This is a genomic window from Novosphingobium sp. ES2-1 (assembly GCF_015169775.1).
In the GTDB taxonomy this organism is placed as follows: Bacteria; Pseudomonadota; Alphaproteobacteria; order Sphingomonadales; family Sphingomonadaceae; genus Novosphingobium; species Novosphingobium subterraneum.
Genome location: NZ_CP063445.1, coordinates 495,422 through 518,064, shown reverse-complemented (window position 1 = coordinate 518,064; position 22,643 = coordinate 495,422). Strand labels below are relative to the sequence as shown.

The following is a 22,643-nucleotide window of genomic DNA, read 5'->3' as shown; positions in this document are numbered from 1 at the left end:
CACCTCACCCTATCATTTGTTACGGTATGTGTAGCGCAAAGCGCAAGTCAATCAAGCCCACCAATAGGCGGTCGCACGCATTTCGATGCTCACGCGCGGCGGCGCATCGGCAGGGCAGCCGGGCAGGTCGAATGCCACGTGCGGAACGTGGTGTGCGAGCGCAGGATCGCTGTCATTGGTCTTGAACAGGACGGCTTCATCGATCGTCATCTGCGAGAACCAGTGCCAGCGGTGCGCCGGATTGTGCGCGACGACCACCCCCTCGAACGACCACTCTGGCTGCCCCGGCGCATCGAACACGGCATCGGCTGCGATCAGGTCCTGCGCAGAGATACTGCGCGCGTCGCAGAACGCCAGCGGCACGTCCTGCGGCGGCGGCGAGATGGCGCGCCACACGTTGTAGTGCGCGCATCGCACGAAGATCCGCCCGTTCGCCCCTCGTTCGCCGAAGGCCTGCGCCGTGCGGTCCGAGATATCGATATGGGCAAAACGTGCAGGCATCGAATTGTCGAGGCTCCCCGCCTTGCCGCTCTTCTCGGAAAAGCGCAGCAGCCCCGGCGCGCCAACGTGGACAAAGTCCGCACCGGTACGCGCCTGCACCAGGTCCTCGATTTCGCGCATGTGCACGCGCGTCACCTTGTCGCGGTCGGCGAAGTCAGTGACGGCGCTCTTGTGCGGGACGAGCTCGAAGCCCTCGCGGTCGATGCTGGTGCCCAGCCCCCGCGCATCGGTCATGGTCATGGGCACGGGGATGATGTCCACCTCGTCGCGCTCATGGGCGTTGGCATAGTAGCGCGGCCGCGCGAACTTGCGGCCCGAGTAGGCAATCAGCGCTTCCATCATGCTCTCCTCTGCCGGCCTGCTTTTGGCGCGGGTCCGGCTTTAACGCTTTCAATTCACGTCACCCCGGGCCTGACCCGGAGTGACGACAATGGAGGGCAGTGTGATCGCACCCCAAAGAAAAAGGCCCGCCGTTTCGGGCGGGCCTTTTCCAGATCAACCGGCCGCCAGCTGCTGTTCCAGCTCGCCCAGCACGCGGTAACAGTCGAACACCTTCTGCACCGAGCTGTTCGGCTCGCGCCCCTCGCGGATCGCGGCGATGAACTCGCGGTCCTGAAGTTCGATGCCGTTCATGCTGACGTCGACCTTCGAAACGTCGATCGGCTCTTCCTTGCCATTCACCAGATCGTCGTAACGCGCGATGTAGGTCGCGGTATCGCCAATGTAGCGGAAGAAGGTGCCGAGCGGTCCGTCGTTGTTGAACGAAAGCGACAGCGTGCAGATCGCACCGGTTTCGCTCTTCAACTGGATCGACATGTCCATGGCAATGCCCAGCTCGGGATGGATCGGCCCTTCGATGGCATTGGCCTTGACGATCTTGCCCGCCTGATAGGCAAACAGGTCAACCGTGTGCGCGGCGTGGTGCCACAGCAGGTGATCGGTCCACGAACGCGGCTCGCCCTTGGCGTTGATGTTCTTGCGGCGGAAGAAGTAGGTCTGCACGTCCATCTGCTGGACGTTGAACTCGCCTGCCTTGATCCGGTTGTGCACGAACTGGTGGCTGGGGTTGAAGCGACGGGTGTGGCCGACCATGCAGACCTTGCCGGTCTCTTCCTGAACGCGCAGCACTTCCTGCGAATCCGCCCAGCTGTCGGCCAGCGGGATCTCCACCTGCACGTGCTTGCCCGCCTTCATGCAGGCGATGGCCTGCGAGGCGTGCATCTGCGTCGGCGTGCACAGGATCACCGCATCCACATCGTCGCGCGCCAGTGCGTCTTCCAGCTCGGTCGACGAGTGCTTGGCGCCGTACTTGGCGGCAACTGCAGCGGCCTGTTCGCCGGTGCGGCTGATGATCGAGGTGATTTCGACGCCGTCGATGTTCTTCAGGCCATCGAGGTGCTTTTCGCCGAACGCGCCGGCGCCGGCCAGGGCTATGCGCATGTCTGTTCCCTTTCTTGCAAAAAAGGACCGGGCAACCGGTGAGGTTGCCCGGCAAGGGTGGATTGGGTTTGTCAGTCCGCGGGTTCGAGCACGATGTGCCCGATCGCGGTGTTGCTGCACGGAATGTGATAATGGCGGTTGAGGCGCTTGACCTTCTTTCCCAGCGCCCCGCGCATGATCAGCCACATCACCATCTCGATGCCTTCGCTGCCGGTTTCGCGCAGGTACTCGATGTGCGGAATGTGGCGGACATCGTCATTGTCCGATTCCAGCATGTCGAGGAACTTGTTGTCCCACTCACGGTTGAGTAGCCCGGCGCGCGGGCCCTGAAGCTGGTGGCTCATGCCGCCGGTGCCCCAGATCTGCACGTTGAGGTCCTCGGGGAAGCTTTCCACGGCGCGGGCAATCGCCTCGCCCAGCGCCCAGCACCGGTTGCCCGAGGGGACGGGGTAGGTGACGACGTTCACCGCCAATGGCACGACCTTGACCGGCCATTTCTCCGGCTGGCCGAACATCATCGAAAGCGGCACCGTCAACCCGTGGTCGACGTCCATCTCGTTGATGATGGTCATGTCGAAGTCTTCGAGGATCAGGCTCTGCGCGATGTGCCAAGCGAGGTCGGCATGGCCTTCCACGTCCGGCACCGGGCGCGGGCCCCAGCCTTCGTCGGCCGACTTGTAGTGCTCGCCGCAGCCGATCGCGAAAGTCGGGATGATGTTCGCGTCGAAGGCCGAAGCGTGGTCGTTGTAGACCAGGATCACCACGTCGGGCTTTTCGCGGGCTTCCCATTCGCGGGTCCACTCGTAGCCCTTGAAGATCGGGCCGAAGTAGTCGTCCTGCCACTTGCCCTGGTCGACAGCGACGCCAAGCAGCGGAACGTGGCTGGAGCCGACGCCAGCAGTAATCTTGGCCATGTCAGTAGCCTCCCTTGATCGAGCGATTGCCTTCGGGCTTGCGGCCGCCTTCCAGCATCATCTGGCGATATTCAGGCCAGGTCATGTCGGTCATCGTGCTGACCGCCTCGGCAAACGGCAGCCCGTCCGAAGAGAAAAGCTTCGAGAGGAAGTAGACGTTCCCGCCAAGGTCGAGCAACGCGTTGTAGTCGCGCCGAAGCAGCGCCTGCTTGGCTTCCTCGCTGATCTTCCACTCGTCGAGATAGGCGCGCTCGTCGGCCTTGAACCGTTCGCGGTTCTCCGGCTTCATCAGGCTCATCGCGAACTGGTTGATCCAGTAGCCCTTGCGGGCGCGGGCAGCGGTGTAGACGCGGGTGCCCGGAATGTCCTCGAACTCGGCGAGGTATTCGTGGATGTTCTGGGTCGGCTTGGCTGTTTCGGTCACAGGCCCCTCTCCTTCAGCTTGGCGTCGAGGCGCGGAAACACGCGGCGCGCGTTGCCCTCGAAGATCGCGTGGCGTTCGGCATCGCTAATGTCGAGTGCGTCGACATAGCGCTTGGTATCGTCGAAATAGAACCCGGTGGTCGGGTCGATCCCACGCACCGCGCCGACCATTTCCGACCCGAACAGGATGTTCTTGTTCTCGATCACGTCGGCCAGCAGGTCGATGCCCGGCTGGTGATAGACGCAGGTGTCGAAAAAGATGTTGTTCATCAGGTGCGTGTCGAGCGACGGCTTCTTGAGCATGTCGGCAAGGCCGCGATAGCGTCCCCAGTGGTAGGGCACCGCGCCGCCGCCATGCGGAATGATGAAGCGCAGGGTGGGGAACTTGCTGAAGAGGTCGCCTTCGAGCAGCTGCATGAAGGCGATGGTGTCAGCCGCGATGTAGTACCCGCCCGTCGCATGCATCGCCGGGTTGCACGATCCCGATACGTGGATCATCGCCGGAACGTCCAGCTCGCACATCTTCTCGTAGAACGGGAACCAGTATTCATCGGTCAGCGGCGGATGCTTGAAGTGGCCACCGCCCGGATCAGGGTTGAGGTTGCAGCCGATGAAGCCGAGCTCGTTCACGCAGCGCTCCAGCTCGCGGATCGAGGACGACATGTCCGCTTCCGGAGACTGCGGCAGCATGCACACGCCCGCGAAGGTCTCAGGGTAAAGCCCGACAACGCGCGCGATCAGGTCGTTGCAGACCTGCGCCCACTTCACCGCGACCGACTGATCGCCAACGTGCGGGGCCATGGCCGAAGCGCGGGGGGAGAAGATCGTCATGTCCGCGCCACGCTCCTTCAGCAGGCGCAGCTGGTTCGATTCGATCGTCTCGCGGATCTCGTCATCCGAGATTTCGGGATAGGGCGGGCACTCGGTCCCGGCCTTGAATGCGGCTTTCTGCTTCTCGCGCCATTCGTCGTGCGCCTTTGGCAGCACGGTGTAGTGGCCGTGGCAGTCGATGATCATGGTCATGCGACTTCAGTCCTCTTAGCGTTGAATGCGATTGTCTTGCCCGCCTGCTCGCGCTGGCGCTTCACGGTCCCGCTGGTCATCACCGGCTCGATGCCCAGCGATTCCAGCGTCTTGCAGCTCTCTTCCATCTCGGCCGCACGACGGAGCCCATGCGTCGTCATGCGCTCGACATTGTACTCGGCGCGATCGAACCAGCTCTGCGCCTTCTCGCTGGCGTCCAGGGAGGACAAAACCTCGTCCACCACGCCGGCCTTCGTCGCCGCCAGCATCATTTCGGCGGTCAGCGCCTCGATGCCCTTTACCATGATCGAGCGGATCATCTTGATTGCGCTGGCCCGGCCGATCTCGTCCCCAACCACTCGCGTCTTGGCAAAGCCTGCCGCCTGCAGCCGCGCCCCGGCCTCTGCTGCATGGGCACCCGAAATCAGCAGCGGCACATTCATCCGAGCGGGGTTGACCGGGGCCAGCACCGCAACGTCGACATAACGCCCGCCTGATGCCTCGATCGCCTTGGCGGCGGCCCGCTTGGTGTCGGGTGCCACCGAATTCATGTCGCACCAGAGCGCGCCCGGCTTCAGCAGACCGGCATAATCCTCAGCCGCAGGCAGCGCCGAATCCGCCGTCACCAGCGACAGCACCACGTCGGCATCGCCAAGCGCATCTTCGGCCGAGCCGCAGATCACCACGCCCGCCTCTTCCATCACCGCCCGTCGTGCCGGGTTGATGTCGAAGGCCAGCGCCGCAGACTCCCAGCCTGCCGCCTTGGCAAAAGTGGACCCGGCCTCACCGAAGCCGATCAGGGCAATCACGCTCTCCATGGCGCCGGTCCTGCGCGGCAAGGCGCAAAGGAACAAATGCAAACATCGCCACAGGTATAAATTTATGCAAACCCTTCTGCGGCAACCTCGCGCAGCAGGGCGACGAAGGCGGCCTGAGGAGCAGTTGGCCGCCAGCCTTCTCGCGTGGTGATGCCGATGGTCCGCGCCACCGGCACCGGCGGCGGCAGCGTTGCCAGCACGCCCGCGTCCAGTTCCACCGCCAGTTGCGCCGGGGACAGCAGCGTCAGCGCGTCAGATCCCAGCAGCAATTGCCGCACCGTCAGCACCGATCCGCACTCGATCCCCACCCGCGGCGGCTCCGCCCCGGCGCCGCGCATCATGCCTTCCCAGTAGTGGCGCAACGGCGTGTCGCTGGCGGGCAGAATCCACGGAAACGCCGCCAACGCGGCGCCATTCACCGTGCCTGCCAGCAAGGGATGCCCGGCGCGCATCACCAGTGCAGGACGATCTTCGAACACCGCCTCCTGCGCCAGATCATCAAGCGATGCCGCATCACGAAGCGCGCCCAGCATCAGGTCCACTTCACCGTCGCGCAAAGGTCCGGAAAGCTCGGCATGGCTCCCTTCCACCACTGCCACATCCACCCCCGGATGGGCTCCGGCAAAGCGCAGGATCGTCTCGGGCAGCCAGCGCGCGCGGCTCAGCGGCATGGCGCCAACCACCACCCGCCCCGCCGCCTTGCCCTGCCAGGCCGCCACTTCGGCAAGGCCTGAACGCAGTTCCGCCATCGCCAGGCCGAACCCGCGTGCGCGCCTTTCGCCCGCAGGCGTCAGCATCACCGAACGCCCGCGCCGGTCCACCAGCCGCTGCCCCAGCGCCACCGAAAGATCCGCCACCGCCCGGTGCAGCGAGGCCGACGAAAGCCCCGTCGCTTCCGCCGCCACTGCATAGGACCCAGCCCTCGCCAGCGCGAGGAACGCCCGCAATTGCGTGCCAGTCACGCGCGGAGAGCCGACATGCGCAATCGCAGCTTCGGCACGCGGTGCAAGCAGCAGCGCGGGCTCGGTCGGCGTCATGCCGGCCGGCCCACGTTCGAACAGCGCACATCCCAGGTCCGCCTCCAGCCGGGCAATCGCCTGCGTCAATGCAGGCTGCGTCAGGTTCACCGCCCGCGCCGCCCGCGTCACGCTGCCGTGGCGCACGGTCGCCGCAAACGCCGCGATGTGGCGGACATTGATCGCATGGAGTTGCATGGTGCATCGCTTAGCATTTCCTTATGGGCAGTGCCAAACATTGCATTGGTTCCTCGCGCCCCGCAGTCGCATGGAACCGGCGAAGATTTTTCATGGGAGCCGGAAATGTCGGGAATCGTCGTCCAGAACATCGAACGTGCCGATCCAGCCGTGATCGATGGCCTTGCCGCCTGCGGCGTCGCCACCGTCCACGAAGCGCAAGGCCGCACCGGCCTGCTGGCCTCCTACATGCGCCCAATCTATCGCGGCGCGCGCATCGCCGGCAGCGCCGTCACCATCAGCGCGCCTCCGGGTGATAACTGGATGGTCCACGTCGCCATCGAACAGCTCCAGGCCGGAGACATCCTGCTCCTCGCCCCGACCTCACCGTGCGAAGACGGCTACTTCGGCGATCTTCTCGCCACCAGCGCGCAGGCGCGCGGCTGCCGTGGCCTGGTGATCGACGCTGGCGTGCGCGACGTGCGCGACCTCACGGAAATGAACTTCCCCGTCTGGTCCAAGGCGATCTACGCGCAAGGGACGGTCAAGAACACGCTGGGTTCGGTCAACGTCCCCGTGGTCTGCGCCAACGCGCTGGTCAATCCCGGTGACGTGATCGTGGCCGACGATGACGGCGTCTGCGTGGTGCCGCGCGAAAAGGCCGCCGAAGTGCTCAAGGCCGCGCAGGCCCGCGAAGCCAACGAAGGCGAAAAGCGCGAGAAGCTGGCAGCAGGCGTCCTCGGCCTCGACATGTACAAGATGCGCGAACGCCTCGAGAAGGAAGGCCTCAAGTATGTCTGAGGGCGCAATCCCCAAAGGCATACAATGCATGTGGATGCGCGGCGGCACGTCCAAGGGCGGGTACTTCCTCAGGGATGACCTGCCCGCCGACACTGCGACACGCGACGCCTTCCTCCTGGCCATGATGGGCAGCCCCGATCCCGTGCAGATCGACGGAATGGGCGGCGCCGATCCCCTGACCAGCAAGGTCGCGGTCGTTTCCAAGTCCAGCCGCGAGGGCATCGACGTCGACTACCTGTTCCTGCAGGTCTTCGTCGATCAGGCGATCGTCACCGATGCGCAGAACTGCGGCAATATCCTTGCCGGCGTGGGTCCCTTCGCGATCGAGCGCGGACTGGTGGCGGCCACCGGCGATGAAACCCGCGTCGCCATCTTCATGGAGAACACCGGCCAGGTCGCCGTCGCCACGGTCAGCACGCCCGATGGCAAGGTCACCTACAAGGGCGACGCGAAGATCGACGGGGTTCCCGGCTCCCACGCGCCGGTGCCACTCGAATTTCGCGATACCGCCGGTTCCTCGTGCGGCGCGCTCCTGCCCACCGGCAACGCCGTCGACGAAGTGAATGGCGTGGCTGTCACCCTGATCGACAACGGCATGCCCTGCGTGGTGATGAAGGCCGAGGATCTCGGCATCACCGGCTACGAAGACCGCGACTGGCTAGACAATGCGAGCGATCTCAAGGCGAAGATCGAAGCCATCCGCCTCGCCGTCGGCGAACGCATGAATCTGGGTGACGTGAAGGAAAAGTCCGTCCCCAAGATGATGCTCGTCGCCCCGCCGAAGAATGGCGGCGCGGTAACCGTGCGCAGCTTTATCCCCCACCGCGCCCACGCCACCATCGGCGTCCTCGGCGCGGTCAGCGTCGCCACCGCCTGCCTGATCCCCGGCTCGCCCGCCGCCGAGGTAGCCTCGATCCCCGAAGGCAGCCGCAAGCTGCTCTCGGTCGAACACCCCACCGGCGAAATGAGCTGCGTTCTGGAAGTGGACGACGCCGGCGAAGTCCGCACCGCCGCCCTCCTGCGCACCGCGCGCAAGCTGATGGATGGAGTAGTATTTGCATGACCGACCAGAACCGCATCATCAGCTGGCACGCCAATCCATCGAAGCCGCGCTACACCCCGCCACCCGGCGCGGTTGATGCGCATTGCCATGTCTTCGGCCCGATGGCGCAGTTCCCGTTCAGCGCCAAGGCCAAGTACCTGCCGCAGGATGCCGGCCCGGACATGCTCTTCGCCCTGCGCGATCACCTGGGCTTCGAGCGCAACGTCATCGTTCAGGCCAGCTGCCACGGCACCGACAATGCCGCCACGCTCGACGCCATCGCCAAGTCGAACGGAAAGGCCCGCGGCGTCGCCGTGGTCGATCCCGCGATCTCGGAAGCAGACCTTCACGCCCTGCACGAAGGCGGCATCCGCGGCATCCGCTTCAACTTCCTGAAGCGCCTTGTCGACGACGCGCCCAAGGACAAGTTCCTCGAAGTCGCACAGCGCCTGCCCAAGGGCTGGCACGTGGTAATCTATTTCGAGGCGGACATCCTCGAGGAACTGCGCCCGTTCATGGACGCCATCCCCGTCCCCCTCGTGATCGACCACATGGGCCGCCCCGACGTGCGCCAGGGACCGGACGGTGCCGACATGAAGGCCTTCCGCGCCTTCCTCGACAGTCGCGATGACATCTGGTTCAAGGCCACCTGCCCCGACCGCCTCGATGCCATCAAGGAAGGCGGCGCGGGCGATCCGTGGAATGCCTTTGCCGATGCCGTGGCGCCGCTGGTGGGCGATTATCAGGACCGCGTGCTGTGGGGCACCGACTGGCCGCACCCAAACATGGACACCGAAATCCCCGACGACGGCCACCTCGTCGACATGATCCCGCGCATCGCGCCGACCGAGGAACTCCAGCGCAAGCTGCTCATCGACAACCCGATGAAGCTGTACTGGGCAGATTGAGGACGGCGGGCGAGAGCTTCAACCGATTGCGCTTGCAGCATGGTGCGATAGTCTGCGAACCATGCTGCATCGCCATCTGCCTCTCACCGTCCTCGCCCTGCTGGCCCTGATCCCCACCACGGCAAGCGCCGAAACGCTCTATGTCCGTGCCGGGCGGCTGATCGATCCGGAAGCCGGACGGGTTCTCGCCGCGCAGGTGATCAAGGTCGAGGATGGGCGCGTCGTGGCTGTGCAGCCCGATGGCCCCCTGCCTGCGGGTGCCAACGTCGTGGATTGGTCGGCCTTCACCGTCCTGCCCGGCCTAATCGACTGCCACGTACACCTCGCCGACGTCGAACAGTCCAGCAACGTCGCCGAGCCGCTGCTCCATTCGGCCATGGAGATCGGCTTCATCGGCGCGCGCAATGCTAGGAAGACCCTGCTCGCAGGCTTTACCTCGGTGCACGATGTCGGCTCCTTCCGCGCCTATGCCGATGTCGAACTGCGCAACGCCATCAACCGTGGCGACGTGCCCGGCCCTCGCATCAGCGCGGTTGGAGCTTATGTCACCATCCCCGGCGGCGGCGGCGAGGTCACCGGCTTCTCGCCCGATGTCACCGTCCCTGCCGACATGCGCGCCGGCGTCGTCACCGATGCGGCGGACGTTACCCGCAAGGTCAACGCGCTGTTCCAGAACGGCGCGGATTCGATCAAGCTGATCGCCACCGGTGCAGTGCTGGCGCAAGGCACCGAACCCGGTCAGATCGAACTGTCGGGCGAGATGATGAAGGCAGCGGTCGACGTTGCCCGCCAGCGCGGATCATGGGTCACCGCCCATGCCCATGGCGCCGCCGGAATCAAGCTTGCCATCCAGTCGGGCGTCAAGGCGATCGAGCATGCCAGCCTGATCGACGATGAAGGCATTGCCCTTGCCAAGGCGCGCAGCGTCTGGCTCGACATGGATATCTACAACGGGGATTTCATCGCCGAGGTCGGCAAGCGCGATGGCTGGCCTGCCGACATGCTGCGCAAGAACGACGAGACCACCCAAGCCCAGCGCGCAGGCTTCCGCAAGGCGGTCAAGGCCGGGGTCAGGCTCAGCTATGGCACCGACGCCGGGGTCTTCCCCCACGGCGCCAATGCGCGGCAGTTCAAGTACATGGTCCGCTACGGAATGACGCCGATGCAGGCAATCCAGTCTGCCACCACTGTCGCCGCCGACCTGCTCGGCTGGAGCAAGGACGTCGGCGCACTCTCGCCCGGCCATTGGGCCGACATGATCGCAGTCACCGGGGATCCCCTGGCCGATATCGCCGTCCTCGAAGACGTGCGCCATGTCATGAAGGGTGGCGAATTGGTGAAATGAGCGAAAAGGGGCGGCCCGGATCGAGCCGCCCCGATCTGCCGGCAAGGGAGGACCGGCAAGAGCCGGCAGGGCCGGAGGGGGACGGCCTGCCAGATGGCAATCACTGCTTGGTCAGAGCAGCTTCCAGGTCACTGGCACGACGATGGCCGTGGCGCCGCCCGGCGGTGGCGGCACCGAACCGGCGCGCGTCGGCATGGCCAGCGCCTCCTTGTCGAGCGTGCTCGAGCCCGAGGGCGCGACAAGTTCGGTTCGCTCGATGTTGCCGCCAGCGCCGACGAACACCTTGACTTTGGCCGTGCCTTCCTCGCCGCGCATCTGCGCCGTGCGTGGATAGGTCTGCTTGGACGCGATGATGCGCGTCACCTGCTTCTGCCACTCGGCAGACTGCGCAAAGGCAGGCATGGCGGTTGCGGCAAAGGCAAGCGAGGCAATGCCAAGTGCGATCCTGTCGATAATCTTCATGGGTCGTTCCTTCGATCTTCTTGAATGACGTTGCGGCTTTCAGAATTCGGACCAATCGTCCTCGTCGACCTTCAGGGCAGTATTGCCGAGGACCGGAGCGGGGCGCGCTGCAGGCTGCGCGGCGGGCTCTGCCGTCGCAGTAGCCACGGGCAGCGGAGCGGGCTTCGACGCTGCGGGCGCAGAAGCTTGCGGCTTGGCGGAGAGCAGTGCCGATGAGCGGGCCTGGCCGCTCGTACCAAGGCGGAAGCGCCCGACCTGCTCGACCAGCGCAATGGTCTCGTTCGAGAGATTGCGCGTTCCGGCCGAGCTTTCCTCGACCATCGCGGCATTGCGCTGGGTAAAGCTGTCCATCGAACCGACCATCGCCGAGATGTCGGCAATGCCGGCCGCCTGCTGTCCGGCAGCCTCGGCGATCTGGTCTACCAGCTCCGAGACCGCACTGACTTCGTTGACGATCTGCCGCAGGGCCTCACCGCTCGATTCGACCAGGGCAACCCCGCCGCTGACCTCTTCGGTGCTCTTGCCGATCAGGTCGCGGATCGATTTGGCGGCATCGGCAGACCGCTGCGCCAGGGCACGCACTTCGGTGGCGACCACCGCAAAGCCCTTGCCGGCATCACCGGCACGCGCGGCCTCGACTCCGGCATTGAGCGCCAGCAGGTTGGTCTGGAAGGCAATGCCGTCGATGACCCCCACGATCTCGGCCATCTCGCGCGAACTGGCCTCGATGCTGCGCATGGCGGCCACGGCACGATTGGCGGTATCGCCAACACCGTCGGCGGTGTTGCGGGCCACAGACAGGCGGGTGCTCGTCTGCTTCACGTTCTCGGCCGTGGTCCTGACCGAGGAGCTGAACTCGGTGATCGTGCGCGATGTTTCAGCCAGCGATGTCGCCTGCTGCTCGGTGCGCAGCGCCAGGTCCGATGCCGCGCTCGAAATCTCGTCCGTACCAAGCTTGATCGTGTGGCAACCCTCGACGATCTTGCCGAGCACCCGCTCAAGCGCGGTCACGGCAGCATTGTAGTCGACATGCAGCTTTGCCAGCGCGCCCGATCCGTTCTCCTTGACGCGGAAGGTCAGGTTTCCTTCGGCCAACGCGGTCAGTCCCTCGCCGATCTCATCGATGGTCAGCTGCACTTCGCGGGCGCGCTGCTTCTCGGCTTCGGCGCGGGCATGGTCGGATGCGAAGACATCGCGGAAGCGATCAAGCGCGCGGGCAAGCTGGCCAAGTTCGTCGGACCGGGAAAGGCCCGGGACGGCGACGTTATGATTTCCATCGATCAGGCGCGACACGGCGTCCGACATCGACACCACCGGCTTGGCGATGTTGCGAATGAGATAGACCAGCAGGACAACCGCGCTGAGCAGAGCAAGGCCAAGCGCCGCAAGGGTGAACTTGCGCGCCGAGGCATAGATCTTCTCGGCATTGGCGGCGACCGCAGCGCCGTCCTTCTTGTTGGCCTCGATAACGGCGAGGATCGTGTCTTCCAGGGCATAGAAGGTATCGATGCCCTCGCCATCGTGCATCACCTGGGCGCCCCGGGTGTCGCCGCCGATCGCCATCGCCTGCATGGTTTCATCCTGGGCAAGGAAAGTCGCCCAGGCTTGCTTCAGCGCGGCCGTCCCGGTCTTCTGATCCGGCGTGATGGCAAGTTTCTCGAACTCGACGATTTCCGCATCGATCGCGCTGCGCGCATTCCTGAGCAGTTTCTGGCCGCGCGCCACGGCCTCGGGCGTCTCCCCACTGAACATCTCGTCCTGCTTGAGGCGATATTGCGAGGTGAAGGCGTGGATATCGCCGAGCTTTTCCGCGCTGGGTATCCAGATGTCGCGCTGTTCGGCGGCAATGGCATTGACCTCGCCGATCTTCGAAATCGCGAACAGGCCCATGCCTGCCATCGCCGCAAGCAGCAGTGCAAAAGCAGCGATGAATTTTTTGGTTATGTTGAAGCTGAACATCAATGTTCCCCGACAGGCCTTGCGGCATGTCACTCGCTTATGCCGGGAGGGGGGAACTTTCCGTATCGCGACGGCCCCGTAGAGTCGCGCACTGGCGGAGAAAGGTTTTCTCCAGCCAGATTGCCACAACGCTACTGTTTGCGCAGCTTTCGGCCCGATATGGGCCACCTTCATGGTTAATGTTGCCGGGGGGTCAAGCGCCCAGAAGATGCAGTGTCACGCGCCGACGATGGCCTGCCCGGCGGTGCTCGCACAAATATATGCCCTGCCACGTGCCCAGTGCCAGTCGCCCCCCGACCAGCGGAATCGATAGCGACACGCCCGTGAGTATCGACTTCAAATGCGCCGGCATGTCGTCGGGACCTTCATCGTCATGGGCATAGCCACCGTTCTCCGGCGCAAGACGCGAAAGCCAGCGAACGATATCGCCCCGCACTTCGGGCGCTGCATTCTCCTGGATGGTCAGTGAAGCCGAGGTATGGCGGCAGAACACGGTCAGCAAGCCGGTGGCCATGCCCTGTTCGCCAGTCCAGCGCACCACATCGCGGGTTATCTCATGCAGGCCTTGGCCCGGGGTAGCGATGGTGATCTCGGTGGCAGACTGGCGCATGACGGCCTTATGGCAGCATATGCCCTCGCCGCGCCAGACCTCGCAGCCGTCCGACCCACACCCCACACAACACCGTCACCCCGGGCTTGACCCGGGGTCCCGCTTTTCTTCCTGCACACCCTCGCAACAAGAAAGCGGGATCCCGGGTCAAGCCCGGTATGACGACCGAGGGTGGTGCAAAGATAACTTGACAAAAAGAACCATATAGGTTATACGCCCCGCCCACAGGTCAGGAGAGGGCACAAGGCCAACCCGCTCCTCTCCCTCGGACGCCGACACATCGTGAAGGTCTCCGGCGCGATCGGTGCGGCAGGTGCGCAGCCGGTTCAACGAGGGGCGAGCCCCAAGACCCACCGGGCAAACCCTGCCGTTACCCAAGGACAGACAGGACAACCCAGGGCTGATAGCACGGCGCCGAACCCTGAGCGACGCTGCGGATGCGGAACCCGCCATGATTGTGCGACTGTGTCAGCACAAACGACAGGTTCTTTTCACGCAGCCGCTTGCCAGAAGCCCAGGCAGTACGCGAGCCGCTGCCAAAGCTTCGTCCTTTCGCATGTGTCCGACCATCAGGCTGAGCCGACAAGGGGCCCGGAACCGCCCCCGGCCACTCGCAACCGGTCCCGCGCCCCATCCCTTGCGTGCCAGACGGCACCGCACCGGTCGCGCGATCTGTCACTTCCCACCGGCGCACCGGTCCGCATTCGCCAGCGGATGCCTACTCATAACACCCCTGCGTCCCCGCGCAGGCGGGGACCTCGGTGTTCTTACGGAACCTCACAGTAAACCGACTGAGGCCCCCGCCTGCGCGACGAGCCGAAGGACGGGGGAGCGGGGGTGGCAAATCAGGCGCCCCCCTTGCAACCACCGCCTCTCCCCGCCACAGCAACGCCATGCCGTTCGAGATAGCCAGCAGCGCAATTGCGACGATGACGGTGGCGGCCCGCGATGCCTGCCCCGACGAGGCGTGCGGCCTACTGCTTGGCTGTGGCACCCGCGTGGAAACCGCCGTTCGCACCGCCAATGTCGCGGCCGACCCGGCGCGCCATTTCGAGATCGATCCCGCCGCCCTCATCGCCGCGCACAAGGCGGCGCGGGCTGGCGGGCCGGACGTTCTCGGCTATTTTCACACGCATCCCAACGGCCTTGCCCGCCCGTCATCCACCGACGCAGCCAGCGCCGCGCACGATGGCAAGGTCTGGGCGATTGCCGCGCCGCTCAGCGACGGCCAACGGGACAAGCCGTGGGCAATTACGTGTTGGCACGATGGCCCGAACGGGTTCGAAGCGCTTTCCTATGCGGTCATCGCTGGCTAAGGCTGTAAGGCATCAACCCGTTTGCTCGCACAGAGCCCCTTGCGCAGACCACTGATCCAAAAAGGCCTTCCATCAGAACATGACAGCACCTGCTTCCGCGCTCGATCTCGCCAGCCTGCTCTGCTCGCGCCTTTGCCATGACATGCTCAGCCCGGTGGGTGCGCTTTCCAACGGTCTCGAACTCCTCGTCGAGGAGAAGGACCCCGAAATGCGCCAGCGCTGCTTCGAACTGCTCGAACAGAGCGCGAAGGCGTCGGCAGACAAGCTCAAGTTCTTCCGCCTCGCCTTCGGTGCGGCCGGCGGCTTCGGCGATTCCGTGCCGGTGAACGAGGCGCGCGCCCTGATCGATGCGCTGGCCGGCAGCAACGGGCGTGTCGCGGTGAACTGGATGTTCGGCGTCGATGCCTTGGCCAAGCCCGCGGTGAAGACCCTGCTCAACCTCGCCCTGATCGGGCTCGACGCGCTGGTCCGCGGCGGCACGCTCGATATCGGTGCAGAAGTGAATGGCGGTGCGATCGAGATCGTCGTGCGCGCCGCCGGGCAGCGCGTGGCGTTTGATCCGGCCGTCGGTCAGGCGCTTGAAGGCACGTTGGCTGCAAGCGAACTGTCCAGCAAGACGGCGCCCGCCGCGATGGTCCAGCAGCTTGCCGCCTCGGTCGGCGGCGGGGTGCAGGTCCACGTCACGGCGGAAAGCCTGGTCATGGGCGCAGTGCTCCCGGCAGCCTGATCCATGATGCGCCGCTGGCTCGTCCATCGCGAGGTGCCATCGCCGAACTGGAACGAGCGCAAGCTGCCGGTCACCATGGTGGTGCTGCACTATACCGGCATGGAAACCGCACAGGCGGCGCTTGACCGGCTCTGCGATCCGGCAGCCGAAGTCTCGGCGCACTACATGATCGACGAGGACGGCACCGTCACCGGCCTGGTGGACGAGGACAAGCGCGCCTGGCACGCCGGGCGGTCCTCCTGGCGCGGGATCACCGATATAAACTCGGCGAGCGTCGGGATCGAACTGGTAAATCCCGGCCACGAATTCGGCTACCGCCCGTTCCCCGACGCACAGATCGAGGCGCTGCTGCCGCTGCTCGCCGATATCGTCAAGCGGCACAACGTGCCCCGCGCCAACGTTGTCGGCCATTCCGACGTTGCCCCGGCGCGCAAGGAAGATCCGGGCGAGTTGTTCCCGTGGGAATTGCTCGCTCGGCACCGCCTCTGCCTGCCCACACCCAAGCTCTCGATGCGGCTGCTCTACGACAACGAGGCTGCGTTCTTCCTCGCCCTCGAACGCTTCGGCTATGACATTTCCGATCAGGAAGCCGCAGTGCGCGCCTTCCAGCGGCGCTGGCGGCCACACCGGATCGATGGGCAGGTCGATGGCCAGATCGGCGCATTGCTGTTCGAACTCCTGTTGGAACGCGATCTCGGTCATGCTAGGTGACCGCTCGCCAGGGGGCCGGGCAGCCGCGTGATCGCAAGATCCCGAGGAAAGTCCGGGCTCCACGAAACAAGGGTGGCGGGTAACGCCCGCCGGGCCTGACACCGCAAGGTGGAAGGTCAAGGGAAAGTGCCACAGAGAGCAGACCGCTAGTCCGCAAGGACGAGTAAGGGTGAAAGGGTGCGGCAAGAGCGCACCGCGCGACCGGCAACGGAAGCGGCACGGCAAACCCCACCCGGAGCAAGATCGAATAGGGACTGCGCGCTCTTCCGAGCAGGCTTGTTTCGGGCCAGCAGTCCGGGTTGATTGCTTGAGCGTTCCGGCAACGGTCCGCCTAGAGGAATGGCTGCCAGCGGCGATACGGTCCACTTGTGGGATACCGTCGGCGCTACAGAACCCGGCTTACAGGCCCCCTGGCGCTTCGATGGTTTCCTACAGCGCTGCAAGTTGTTAGGACGGGTCCATGTCCGGCGGCCATCATCACCATCACGATCATCATGGGCATGGGCACGGGCATGACCACCATGGCCATGGCCATTCCCACGCTCCCGCCAGCTTCGGCCGGGCCTTTGCCGTCGGCATCACGCTGAACCTCGGCTTTGTCGTGGTCGAGGCGGTCTACGGTGTGATGGCCGGTTCGATGGCGCTGGTGGCAGATGCCGGACACAACCTGTCCGACGTGCTGGGACTCGTCATCGCCTGGACCGCCAGCGTGCTGGCAGCGCGGCCGCCCTCGGCCCGCTTCACCTATGGCTTCAAGTCCAGCTCGATCCTGGCCGCCCTCGGCAATGCCGCGTTCCTGCTGGTCGCGCTGGGCGCCATCCTGGTCGAGACGATCCGCCGGCTGATAGAGCCCGAGCCGGTTGCGGGTGGTCCGGTCATGGCGGTAGCCGCCGTCGGCATCGTGATCAACACCGTCACGGCGCTGATGTTCATGCGGGGGCGCAAGCACGATATCAACATCCGCGGCGCCTACCTGCACATGGCTGCAGACGCTGCGGTTTCGGCCGGCGTCGTTGTCGCAGGCCTGCTGATCACGCTGACAGGTGCGCAATGGATCGATCCGGTCACCAGCCTTGTCATTGTCGGCATCATCGCCGCAGGCACATGGGGGCTGCTCAAGGATTCGCTGCGCATGGGCCTGCACGCCGTTCCGCCCGGAATCGACGAGCAGAAAGTGCGGCACTTCCTCAACTCGCTGAGCGGGGTCGAGGCGGTGCACGATCTGCACATCTGGCCGATGAGCACGACCGAGACCGCGCTGACCGCGCACCTCGTGATGCCGGGCGGCCATCCCGGTGACAGCTTCCTCCACCAGCTCGCGCATGAACTGGACCATGATTTCGGCATTGGCCACGCAACCGTCCAGGTCGAGACGATCGATGGCCACGAATGCGCGCTGTTGCACGATAACGTGGTGTAAACAGCCCCATCGTGCATCCCTCAATGTCCCAAGAGACAGGTCGCAGGGCACGGCACAGAGGGCCATATCGGCATCAGGAGACGTTCCGATCGGGGCAGACTTACCCCTCCGCCCCGGTTCCTCCCTTGATCCCCGGCTACTCGTTCCCTTCGGCCGGGGTACCAATTCTTCAGGCGCGCTGCCCCACGCAGCGCGCCTATTTTTTGCCAATTACACTTCGTAATCAAGCACATGCACCATGGGCCATGTGGAATCGCCCCGTGCAGCTACCACCTCTGGTCGCGGAGGGGCGGGCCGGCAGCCTCAGATCTTGCGCCGGATACAGCCACGTTTCGACCAAGGAGTTACCGATGAGCTCGAAGTTCCTGATCGCGGCCCTCGCCGCTACTGCCGCCACTGCAGCACCCGCGTTCGTCACGCCTGCCTTCGCCAACCACCATGAAGAGACCAAGATGGTCGGCGGCGCCGCAATGTACCCCTCGAAGACCATCGTCGAGAACGCGGTGAACTCGGCCGATCACACCACGCTGGTCTCCGCGGTCAAGGCCGCCGGCCTCGTCGATACGCTGAATGGCACCGGTCCGTTCACCGTCTTCGCTCCCACCAACGCTGCCTTCGCCAAACTGCCTGCAGGCACTGTCGACACCCTGCTCAAGCCCGAGAACAAGGCCACGCTGACCAAGGTCCTGACATACCACGTCGTGCCGGGCAAGGTGACGGCGGCGCAGCTCGTCGCCAAGATCAAGGCCGATGGCGGCAAGACCGAACTCACCACCGTCGCGGGCGGCAAGCTCACGGCCTCGCTGATGGGCGATACCGTCATGCTCACCGACGAAAAGGGCGGCATGGCCCACGTGACGCAAGCCGATGTGATGCAGAAGAACGGCGTGATCCATGTGACCGACGCGGTCTCGCTGCCGAACTGATCTTGCTTGCCCCTTCCAAACAGGGGGGCAGTGGCCAACAAAAAGGGCGGGTGCCTCTCGGTACCCGCCCTCTTTCATGTTCAGTCGAAGCCAGAAATCAGGCCGCTTCTTCCTTGCCCTTGTGGACGCGGATCGGTTCCTTGCGGCCTTCGACGACGTCCTTGTCGACCACGACCTCGTTGATGTCGGTCTCGGTCGGCACGTCGAACATGGTGTCGAGCAGCAGGCCTTCAACGATCGAGCGAAGCCCGCGCGCGCCGGTCTTGCGTTCGATGGCCTTCTTGGCGATCGCTTCCAGGGCGTCGTCGGTGAAGGTCAGCGTCACGTCTTCCAGCTCGAACAGCTTGGCGTACTGCTTGATCAGCGCGTTCTTCGGCTCCTTGAGGATCTTGACCAGCGCCTCGATGTCGAGGTCGTTCAGGGTCGCGATCACCGGCAGGCGGCCGACGAATTCGGGGATCAGGCCGAACTTGAGGAGATCCTCAGGTTCCGACTTCTGGAGCAGTTCGCCCACGCGGCGCTTTTCGGGATCGGCAACGTGCGCGCCGAAGCCAATCGAGCGCTTCTGCAGGCGGTCGGCAATGATCTTGTCGAGGCCCGCAAAGGCGCCGCCGCAGATGAACAGGATGTTCGTGGTGTCGACCTGCAGGAACTCCTGCTGCGGATGCTTGCGCCCGCCCTGCGGGGGAACCGAGGCGGTGGTGCCTTCCATCAGCTTGAGCAGCGCCTGCTGCACGCCTTCGCCCGAAACGTCGCGCGTGATCGAGGGGTTCTCGGCCTTGCGGCTGATCTTGTCGATCTCGTCGATGTAGACGATGCCGTGCTGCGCCTTCTCGACGTTGTAGTCGGACGCCTGCAGCAGCTTGAGGATGATGTTCTCCACGTCCTCGCCCACGTAACCGGCTTCGGTCAGCGTGGTGGCATCGGCCATGGTGAAGGGCACGTCGAAGGTCTTGGCAAGCGTCTGTGCCAGCAGCGTCTTGCCCGAACCGGTCGGGCCGACGAGCAGGATGTTCGACTTCGACAGTTCGACATCGCCGCCCTTGCCGCTGTGCTTGAGGCGCTTGTAGTGGTTGTGGACCGCCACCGAGAGCACGCGCTTGGCGCGGTCCTGGCCGATCACGTAGTCGTTCAGAGTCTCGAAGATGTCGCGCGGGGTTGGTACGCCGCCATCCTTCTTGCCGGCGATGCCGGCCTTGGTCTCTTCACGGATGATGTCGTTGCACAGTTCGACGCATTCATCGCAGATGAACACGGTCGGCCCGGCGATGAGCTTGCGCACTTCGTGCTGCGATTTGCCGCAGAAGCTGCAGTAGAGGGTGCTCTTGGTATCCGATCCGGAAAGCTTGGTCATTCGTCCATCCCAGGCGCCTCTCCACGAGAGGCGGGCCCGATCATCCTACTACCGCAAGGGCATTAATCAACCGGACTCGATTACAGTAACGTGATCCTAAGGGGCAAAGCCTTTCGCTGGGCTTAAGGCCTTGACCCTCAGGGTTATTCCTTATGCGGGTGCGCCGCCCGAACCTTCTTCGCCGCCGACCGAATCGGTCACCGGACGCGATTCGAACACCTTGTCGACGAGCCCGAAGTTCTTCGCTTCCTCGGCTTCGAGGAAGGTGTCGCGGTCCATCGCCTTCTCGATCTCGTCGAGCGAGCGGCCGGTGAACTTGACGTAAAGGTCGTTCATGCGCTTGCGGATGCGCAGGATCTCGCGCGCCTGGATCTCGATGTCCGAGGCCATGCCGCGTGCGCCGCCCGAAGGCTGGTGGACCATGATGCGCGCGTTGGGCAGCGCAATGCGCATGCCCGGCTCACCGGCAGCAAGCAGGAACGAGCCCATCGACGCAGCCTGGCCGATGCACACGGTCGACACGCGGGGGCGGATGTATTGCATGGTGTCGTAGATCGCGAGACCTGCCGTCACCACGCCGCCCGGCGAGTTGATGTACATCGAGATGTCCTTCGACGGATTTTCCGATTCGAGGAACAGGAGCTGGGCGATGATCACCGAGGCCATGTGGTCTTCGACTTCGCCGGTCACGAAGATGATGCGTTCGCGCAGCAGGCGCGAATAGATGTCGAAGCTGCGTTCGCCGCGGCTCGATTGTTCGACCACGACCGGGATCAGCGCGCCGGTGACGGGATCGGTGGTGAATTTGCCTTGCGCACTCGATGCGCCGAACAGGTCGAGCATGGAAATCCTCATATGGTTAGGCTTCGCTATGTCGCGTGCCACGACGCGATGTTCAAGGGCGTTAACCCCGAATCCGGGGATTTGCGGGTCGAAAGCCGATTTGGTGACACGCCCGAAGGTGCTGCCGCCATCAAGGCGCTTGCAAGTGCGGCGGGCCGTGCGCAGCATCCGGCGGAGATTCTGGCGTGGGGTCGGCTTGATGAGAATGCTGTTTCTTTGCTCTGCCATGGCCGCTGCTGCACTACCTTCATGCGGCGCGGCGCAGAGTGTGTCCGATTACTTGGCACGATCGCGGCGGTCGACGACTCCGGACCGAAGCTCAACGCGGTGTTGGCGATCAACCCCGATGCGGCGAAGGAGGAGGCTGCCGCCAGGAAGGTCAAGGGACCGCTTGCGGGCAAGGCGGTGCTGATCAAGGACAATATCGAGGTTGCAGGCCCAATGGCCACGACCGCCGGAAGCCTAGCCCTGAAAGACAACGTCACCGGCCGCGACGCTCCGCTTGTCGCAAGGCTGCGCAAGGCGGGAGTGGTGATCCTGGGCAAGACCAACCTTTCGGAATGGGCCAACATCCGCTCGTCCTCCTCGTCCAGCGGCTGGAGCGCGATCGGAGGACAGACGAAGAACCCCCACGCGATCGACCGGACGGCGTGCGGATCGTCATCAGGCAGCGGCTCGGCTGTTGCCGCGGGTCTTGCCTGGGCAGCCATCGGCACCGAGACCGACGGGTCGATCACCTGCCCGGCCTCGGTCAATGGCATCGTCGGCTTCAAGCCTACCGTCGGTATGGTCAGCCGCACCCATGTGGTCCCGATCAGCCACAGCCAGGACACGGCGGGACCGATGACCCGGAGCGTCGCCGATGCCGCGCTGCTGATGAACGCGCTCGCCGGGACCGACCCCGCCGATAGCGCCACCGCCGAGGCCGACAAGCGCAAGGCAGACTTCACCGCAGGCCTCGCCACCGCCAACCTGAAAGGCGTCCGCATCGGCGTGCTGCGCAAGCAGGCGGGCAACCACCCTGCCCTGCTTGCCCTGTTCGACAAGGCGCTGGCCGACCTGAAGGCGGCGGGCGCAGAGCTGGTCGAGATCGCGTTCGAACCCTCGCCCGAGATGGGCCGCGACGAGTTCACCGTGCTGCTCTACGAATTGCGCGAGGACATGGGCGCCTACCTGCGCTCCCTGCCCGCCAAGCAGGGGCCGAAGTCGCTTGCCGACCTGATCGCCTTCAACAAGGCGCATCCAGAGGAACTGCGCTGGTTCGGGCAGGACGTTTTCGAGCAGGCCGAAGCGACGACCGACCAGATCGGCTATACCGCCGCACGCGCCAATTCGCTCAAGCTCGCCGGGGCCGAAGGCATCGACAGGCTGCTGCGCGAGAACAAGGTGACCTTCCTTGTCGCGCCGACAGAGGGCCCGGCCTGGCCGATCGACCTGGTGCTGGGCGATCACTTCGTTGGCGTGGGCGCCGGCAATCTCTCGGCCATTGCGGGATATCCGCATCTGTCCGTGCCGATGGGCGCGGTAGAGGGCCTGCCCATCGGCCTTTCGATCATGGGCGCGAAGTGGGACGACAAGCGCGTATTGGAAGCGGGCGCTGCCTACGAACGCGCCCGGACCACGGCAGTGCCTGTCCCCTCGTTCAAGCGCTGGGGGAGTAAGGTCCCTAGGGTCAGGACCCATTACTCACACCTTCGAGGTTTGAGGCAAAATGGCCCGGCGCAAGGCGGATGGGCGCGGGAATAGTGGTTCTATTTCAAGCCCATCCAACGTAGCGATGGGCCATTTTGGTCAAATCCCTGCGGGACGCCGGAATGGCTTTCATCTCGAACGGAAATCCGCTTGGAAAGGCAACCAGCCTTCCCGGCGCGCATTTCCGCCCGATATGTTCGCCATTCCGGCGCCTC

Annotated in this window: 22 protein-coding genes and 1 other RNA gene; 11 read left to right on the top strand and 12 right to left on the bottom strand. The window is 64.7% G+C overall.

All coding sequences use genetic code 11. The features are described from left to right. Positions 1–51: 51 nt before the first annotated feature. The 7 genes from IM701_RS02470 to IM701_RS02440 form a co-directional block, all read right to left on the bottom strand. Complete coding sequence (locus IM701_RS02470; protein ID WP_193827682.1) at positions 52–840, bottom strand: CmcJ/NvfI family oxidoreductase; 789 nt, start codon at positions 838–840, stop codon at positions 52–54. Between the two features lie 156 nt (positions 841–996). Continuing rightward, positions 997–1,941 carry a Gfo/Idh/MocA family oxidoreductase gene (locus IM701_RS02465; RefSeq protein WP_039336078.1) on the bottom strand — a complete coding sequence of 315 codons (945 nt, stop codon included), beginning with the start codon at positions 1,939–1,941 and terminating at the stop codon, positions 997–999. Positions 1,942–2,012: 71 nt separating this feature from the next. Beyond that, positions 2,013–2,855, bottom strand: a complete 843-nt coding sequence (locus IM701_RS02460) for a class III extradiol dioxygenase subunit beta (protein WP_039336079.1) — start codon at positions 2,853–2,855, stop codon at positions 2,013–2,015. 1 nt (position 2,856) lies between these two features. Continuing rightward, a complete protein-coding gene (ligA, locus tag IM701_RS02455) occupies positions 2,857–3,279 on the bottom strand; it encodes a protocatechuate 4,5-dioxygenase subunit alpha (RefSeq protein ID WP_039336081.1) in 423 nt (140 codons plus the stop codon). Beyond that, the gene (locus IM701_RS02450) at positions 3,276–4,301 is read right to left on the bottom strand and encodes an amidohydrolase family protein (protein ID WP_039336083.1); all 1,026 of its coding nucleotides are present in this window, start codon (positions 4,299–4,301) and stop codon (positions 3,276–3,278) included. The genes ligA and IM701_RS02450 overlap by 4 nt, the downstream gene beginning before the upstream one ends. Next, positions 4,298–5,119, bottom strand: coding sequence for an NAD(P)-dependent oxidoreductase (locus IM701_RS02445; RefSeq protein WP_193827681.1), 822 nt, complete (start codon positions 5,117–5,119; stop codon positions 4,298–4,300). The genes IM701_RS02450 and IM701_RS02445 overlap by 4 nt, the downstream gene beginning before the upstream one ends. A gap of 62 nt (positions 5,120–5,181) precedes the next feature. Next, positions 5,182–6,333, bottom strand: a complete 1,152-nt coding sequence (locus tag IM701_RS02440) for a LysR family transcriptional regulator (RefSeq protein WP_193827680.1) — start codon at positions 6,331–6,333, stop codon at positions 5,182–5,184. 105 nt (positions 6,334–6,438) lie between these two features. On the opposite strand from IM701_RS02440, the gene ligK reads away from it, so the two are divergent. From ligK to IM701_RS02420, 4 genes are all read left to right on the top strand, one after another. Beyond that, positions 6,439–7,113 (top strand): 4-carboxy-4-hydroxy-2-oxoadipate aldolase/oxaloacetate decarboxylase, encoded by a 675-nt coding sequence (gene ligK, locus IM701_RS02435; RefSeq protein ID WP_039336089.1) that lies wholly within the window; start codon positions 6,439–6,441, stop codon positions 7,111–7,113. A 28-nt stretch (positions 7,114–7,141) separates the two neighbouring features. Next, positions 7,142–8,176, top strand: coding sequence for a 4-oxalomesaconate tautomerase (locus IM701_RS02430; protein WP_193827679.1), 1,035 nt, complete (start codon positions 7,142–7,144; stop codon positions 8,174–8,176). Next, positions 8,173–9,063 (top strand): amidohydrolase family protein, encoded by an 891-nt coding sequence (locus IM701_RS02425; protein WP_193827678.1) that lies wholly within the window; start codon positions 8,173–8,175, stop codon positions 9,061–9,063. Before IM701_RS02430 ends, IM701_RS02425 begins: the two co-directional genes overlap by 4 nt. Before the next feature lie 61 nt (positions 9,064–9,124). Beyond that, the gene (locus IM701_RS02420) at positions 9,125–10,408 is read left to right on the top strand and encodes an amidohydrolase family protein (RefSeq protein WP_193827677.1); all 1,284 of its coding nucleotides are present in this window, start codon (positions 9,125–9,127) and stop codon (positions 10,406–10,408) included. 111 nt (positions 10,409–10,519) lie between these two features. On the opposite strand, the gene IM701_RS02415 is transcribed toward IM701_RS02420, so the two are convergent. The 3 genes from IM701_RS02415 to IM701_RS02405 all read right to left on the bottom strand — a co-directional run bounded on the left by IM701_RS02415 (position 10,520) and on the right by IM701_RS02405 (position 13,439). Then, on the bottom strand, positions 10,520–10,870 hold the full coding sequence (locus IM701_RS02415) for an energy transducer TonB (RefSeq protein ID WP_039336097.1): 351 nt from the start codon (positions 10,868–10,870) through the stop codon (positions 10,520–10,522). Between the two features lie 39 nt (positions 10,871–10,909). Further along, on the bottom strand, positions 10,910–12,829 hold the full coding sequence (locus tag IM701_RS02410; RefSeq protein WP_193827676.1) for a methyl-accepting chemotaxis protein: 1,920 nt from the start codon (positions 12,827–12,829) through the stop codon (positions 10,910–10,912). 193 nt (positions 12,830–13,022) lie between these two features. Then, positions 13,023–13,439: a secondary thiamine-phosphate synthase enzyme YjbQ gene (locus tag IM701_RS02405; protein ID WP_062341968.1), complete on the bottom strand. Its 417-nt coding sequence runs from the start codon at positions 13,437–13,439 to the stop codon at positions 13,023–13,025. Positions 13,440–14,332: 893 nt separating this feature from the next. On the opposite strand from IM701_RS02405, the gene IM701_RS02400 reads away from it, so the two are divergent. The 6 genes from IM701_RS02400 to IM701_RS02375 all read left to right on the top strand — a co-directional run bounded on the left by IM701_RS02400 (position 14,333) and on the right by IM701_RS02375 (position 18,539). Beyond that, entirely contained in the window at positions 14,333–14,755 is a 423-nt protein-coding gene (locus tag IM701_RS02400) for a Mov34/MPN/PAD-1 family protein (RefSeq protein WP_193827675.1), read from the top strand. 79 nt (positions 14,756–14,834) lie between these two features. Beyond that, the gene (locus IM701_RS02395) at positions 14,835–15,482 is read left to right on the top strand and encodes a histidine phosphotransferase family protein (RefSeq protein WP_039336109.1); all 648 of its coding nucleotides are present in this window, start codon (positions 14,835–14,837) and stop codon (positions 15,480–15,482) included. A 6-nt stretch (positions 15,483–15,488) separates the two neighbouring features. Further along, positions 15,489–16,193, top strand: a complete 705-nt coding sequence (locus tag IM701_RS02390; protein WP_039336291.1) for an N-acetylmuramoyl-L-alanine amidase — start codon at positions 15,489–15,491, stop codon at positions 16,191–16,193. Positions 16,194–16,200: 7 nt separating this feature from the next. Next, an RNA gene (gene rnpB, locus IM701_RS02385) (RNase P RNA component class A) lies at positions 16,201–16,611 on the top strand. Between the two features lie 42 nt (positions 16,612–16,653). Continuing rightward, the gene (locus tag IM701_RS02380) at positions 16,654–17,613 is read left to right on the top strand and encodes a cation diffusion facilitator family transporter (RefSeq protein WP_193827674.1); all 960 of its coding nucleotides are present in this window, start codon (positions 16,654–16,656) and stop codon (positions 17,611–17,613) included. 350 nt (positions 17,614–17,963) lie between these two features. Further along, on the top strand, positions 17,964–18,539 hold the full coding sequence (locus IM701_RS02375; RefSeq protein WP_193827673.1) for a fasciclin domain-containing protein: 576 nt from the start codon (positions 17,964–17,966) through the stop codon (positions 18,537–18,539). Between the two features lie 97 nt (positions 18,540–18,636). On the opposite strand, the gene clpX is transcribed toward IM701_RS02375, so the two are convergent. Further along, on the bottom strand, positions 18,637–19,893 hold the full coding sequence (gene clpX / locus IM701_RS02370; protein WP_039336115.1) for an ATP-dependent Clp protease ATP-binding subunit ClpX: 1,257 nt from the start codon (positions 19,891–19,893) through the stop codon (positions 18,637–18,639). A gap of 150 nt (positions 19,894–20,043) precedes the next feature. Beyond that, complete coding sequence (gene clpP / locus IM701_RS02365; RefSeq protein ID WP_039336292.1) at positions 20,044–20,736, bottom strand: ATP-dependent Clp endopeptidase proteolytic subunit ClpP; 693 nt, start codon at positions 20,734–20,736, stop codon at positions 20,044–20,046. Between the two features lie 249 nt (positions 20,737–20,985). Here clpP and IM701_RS02360 point away from each other — a divergent pair, with 249 nt between their 5' ends. Beyond that, positions 20,986–22,482: an amidase gene (locus IM701_RS02360; RefSeq protein ID WP_370584359.1), complete on the top strand. Its 1,497-nt coding sequence runs from the start codon at positions 20,986–20,988 to the stop codon at positions 22,480–22,482. Positions 22,483–22,643: the final 161 nt, after the last annotated feature.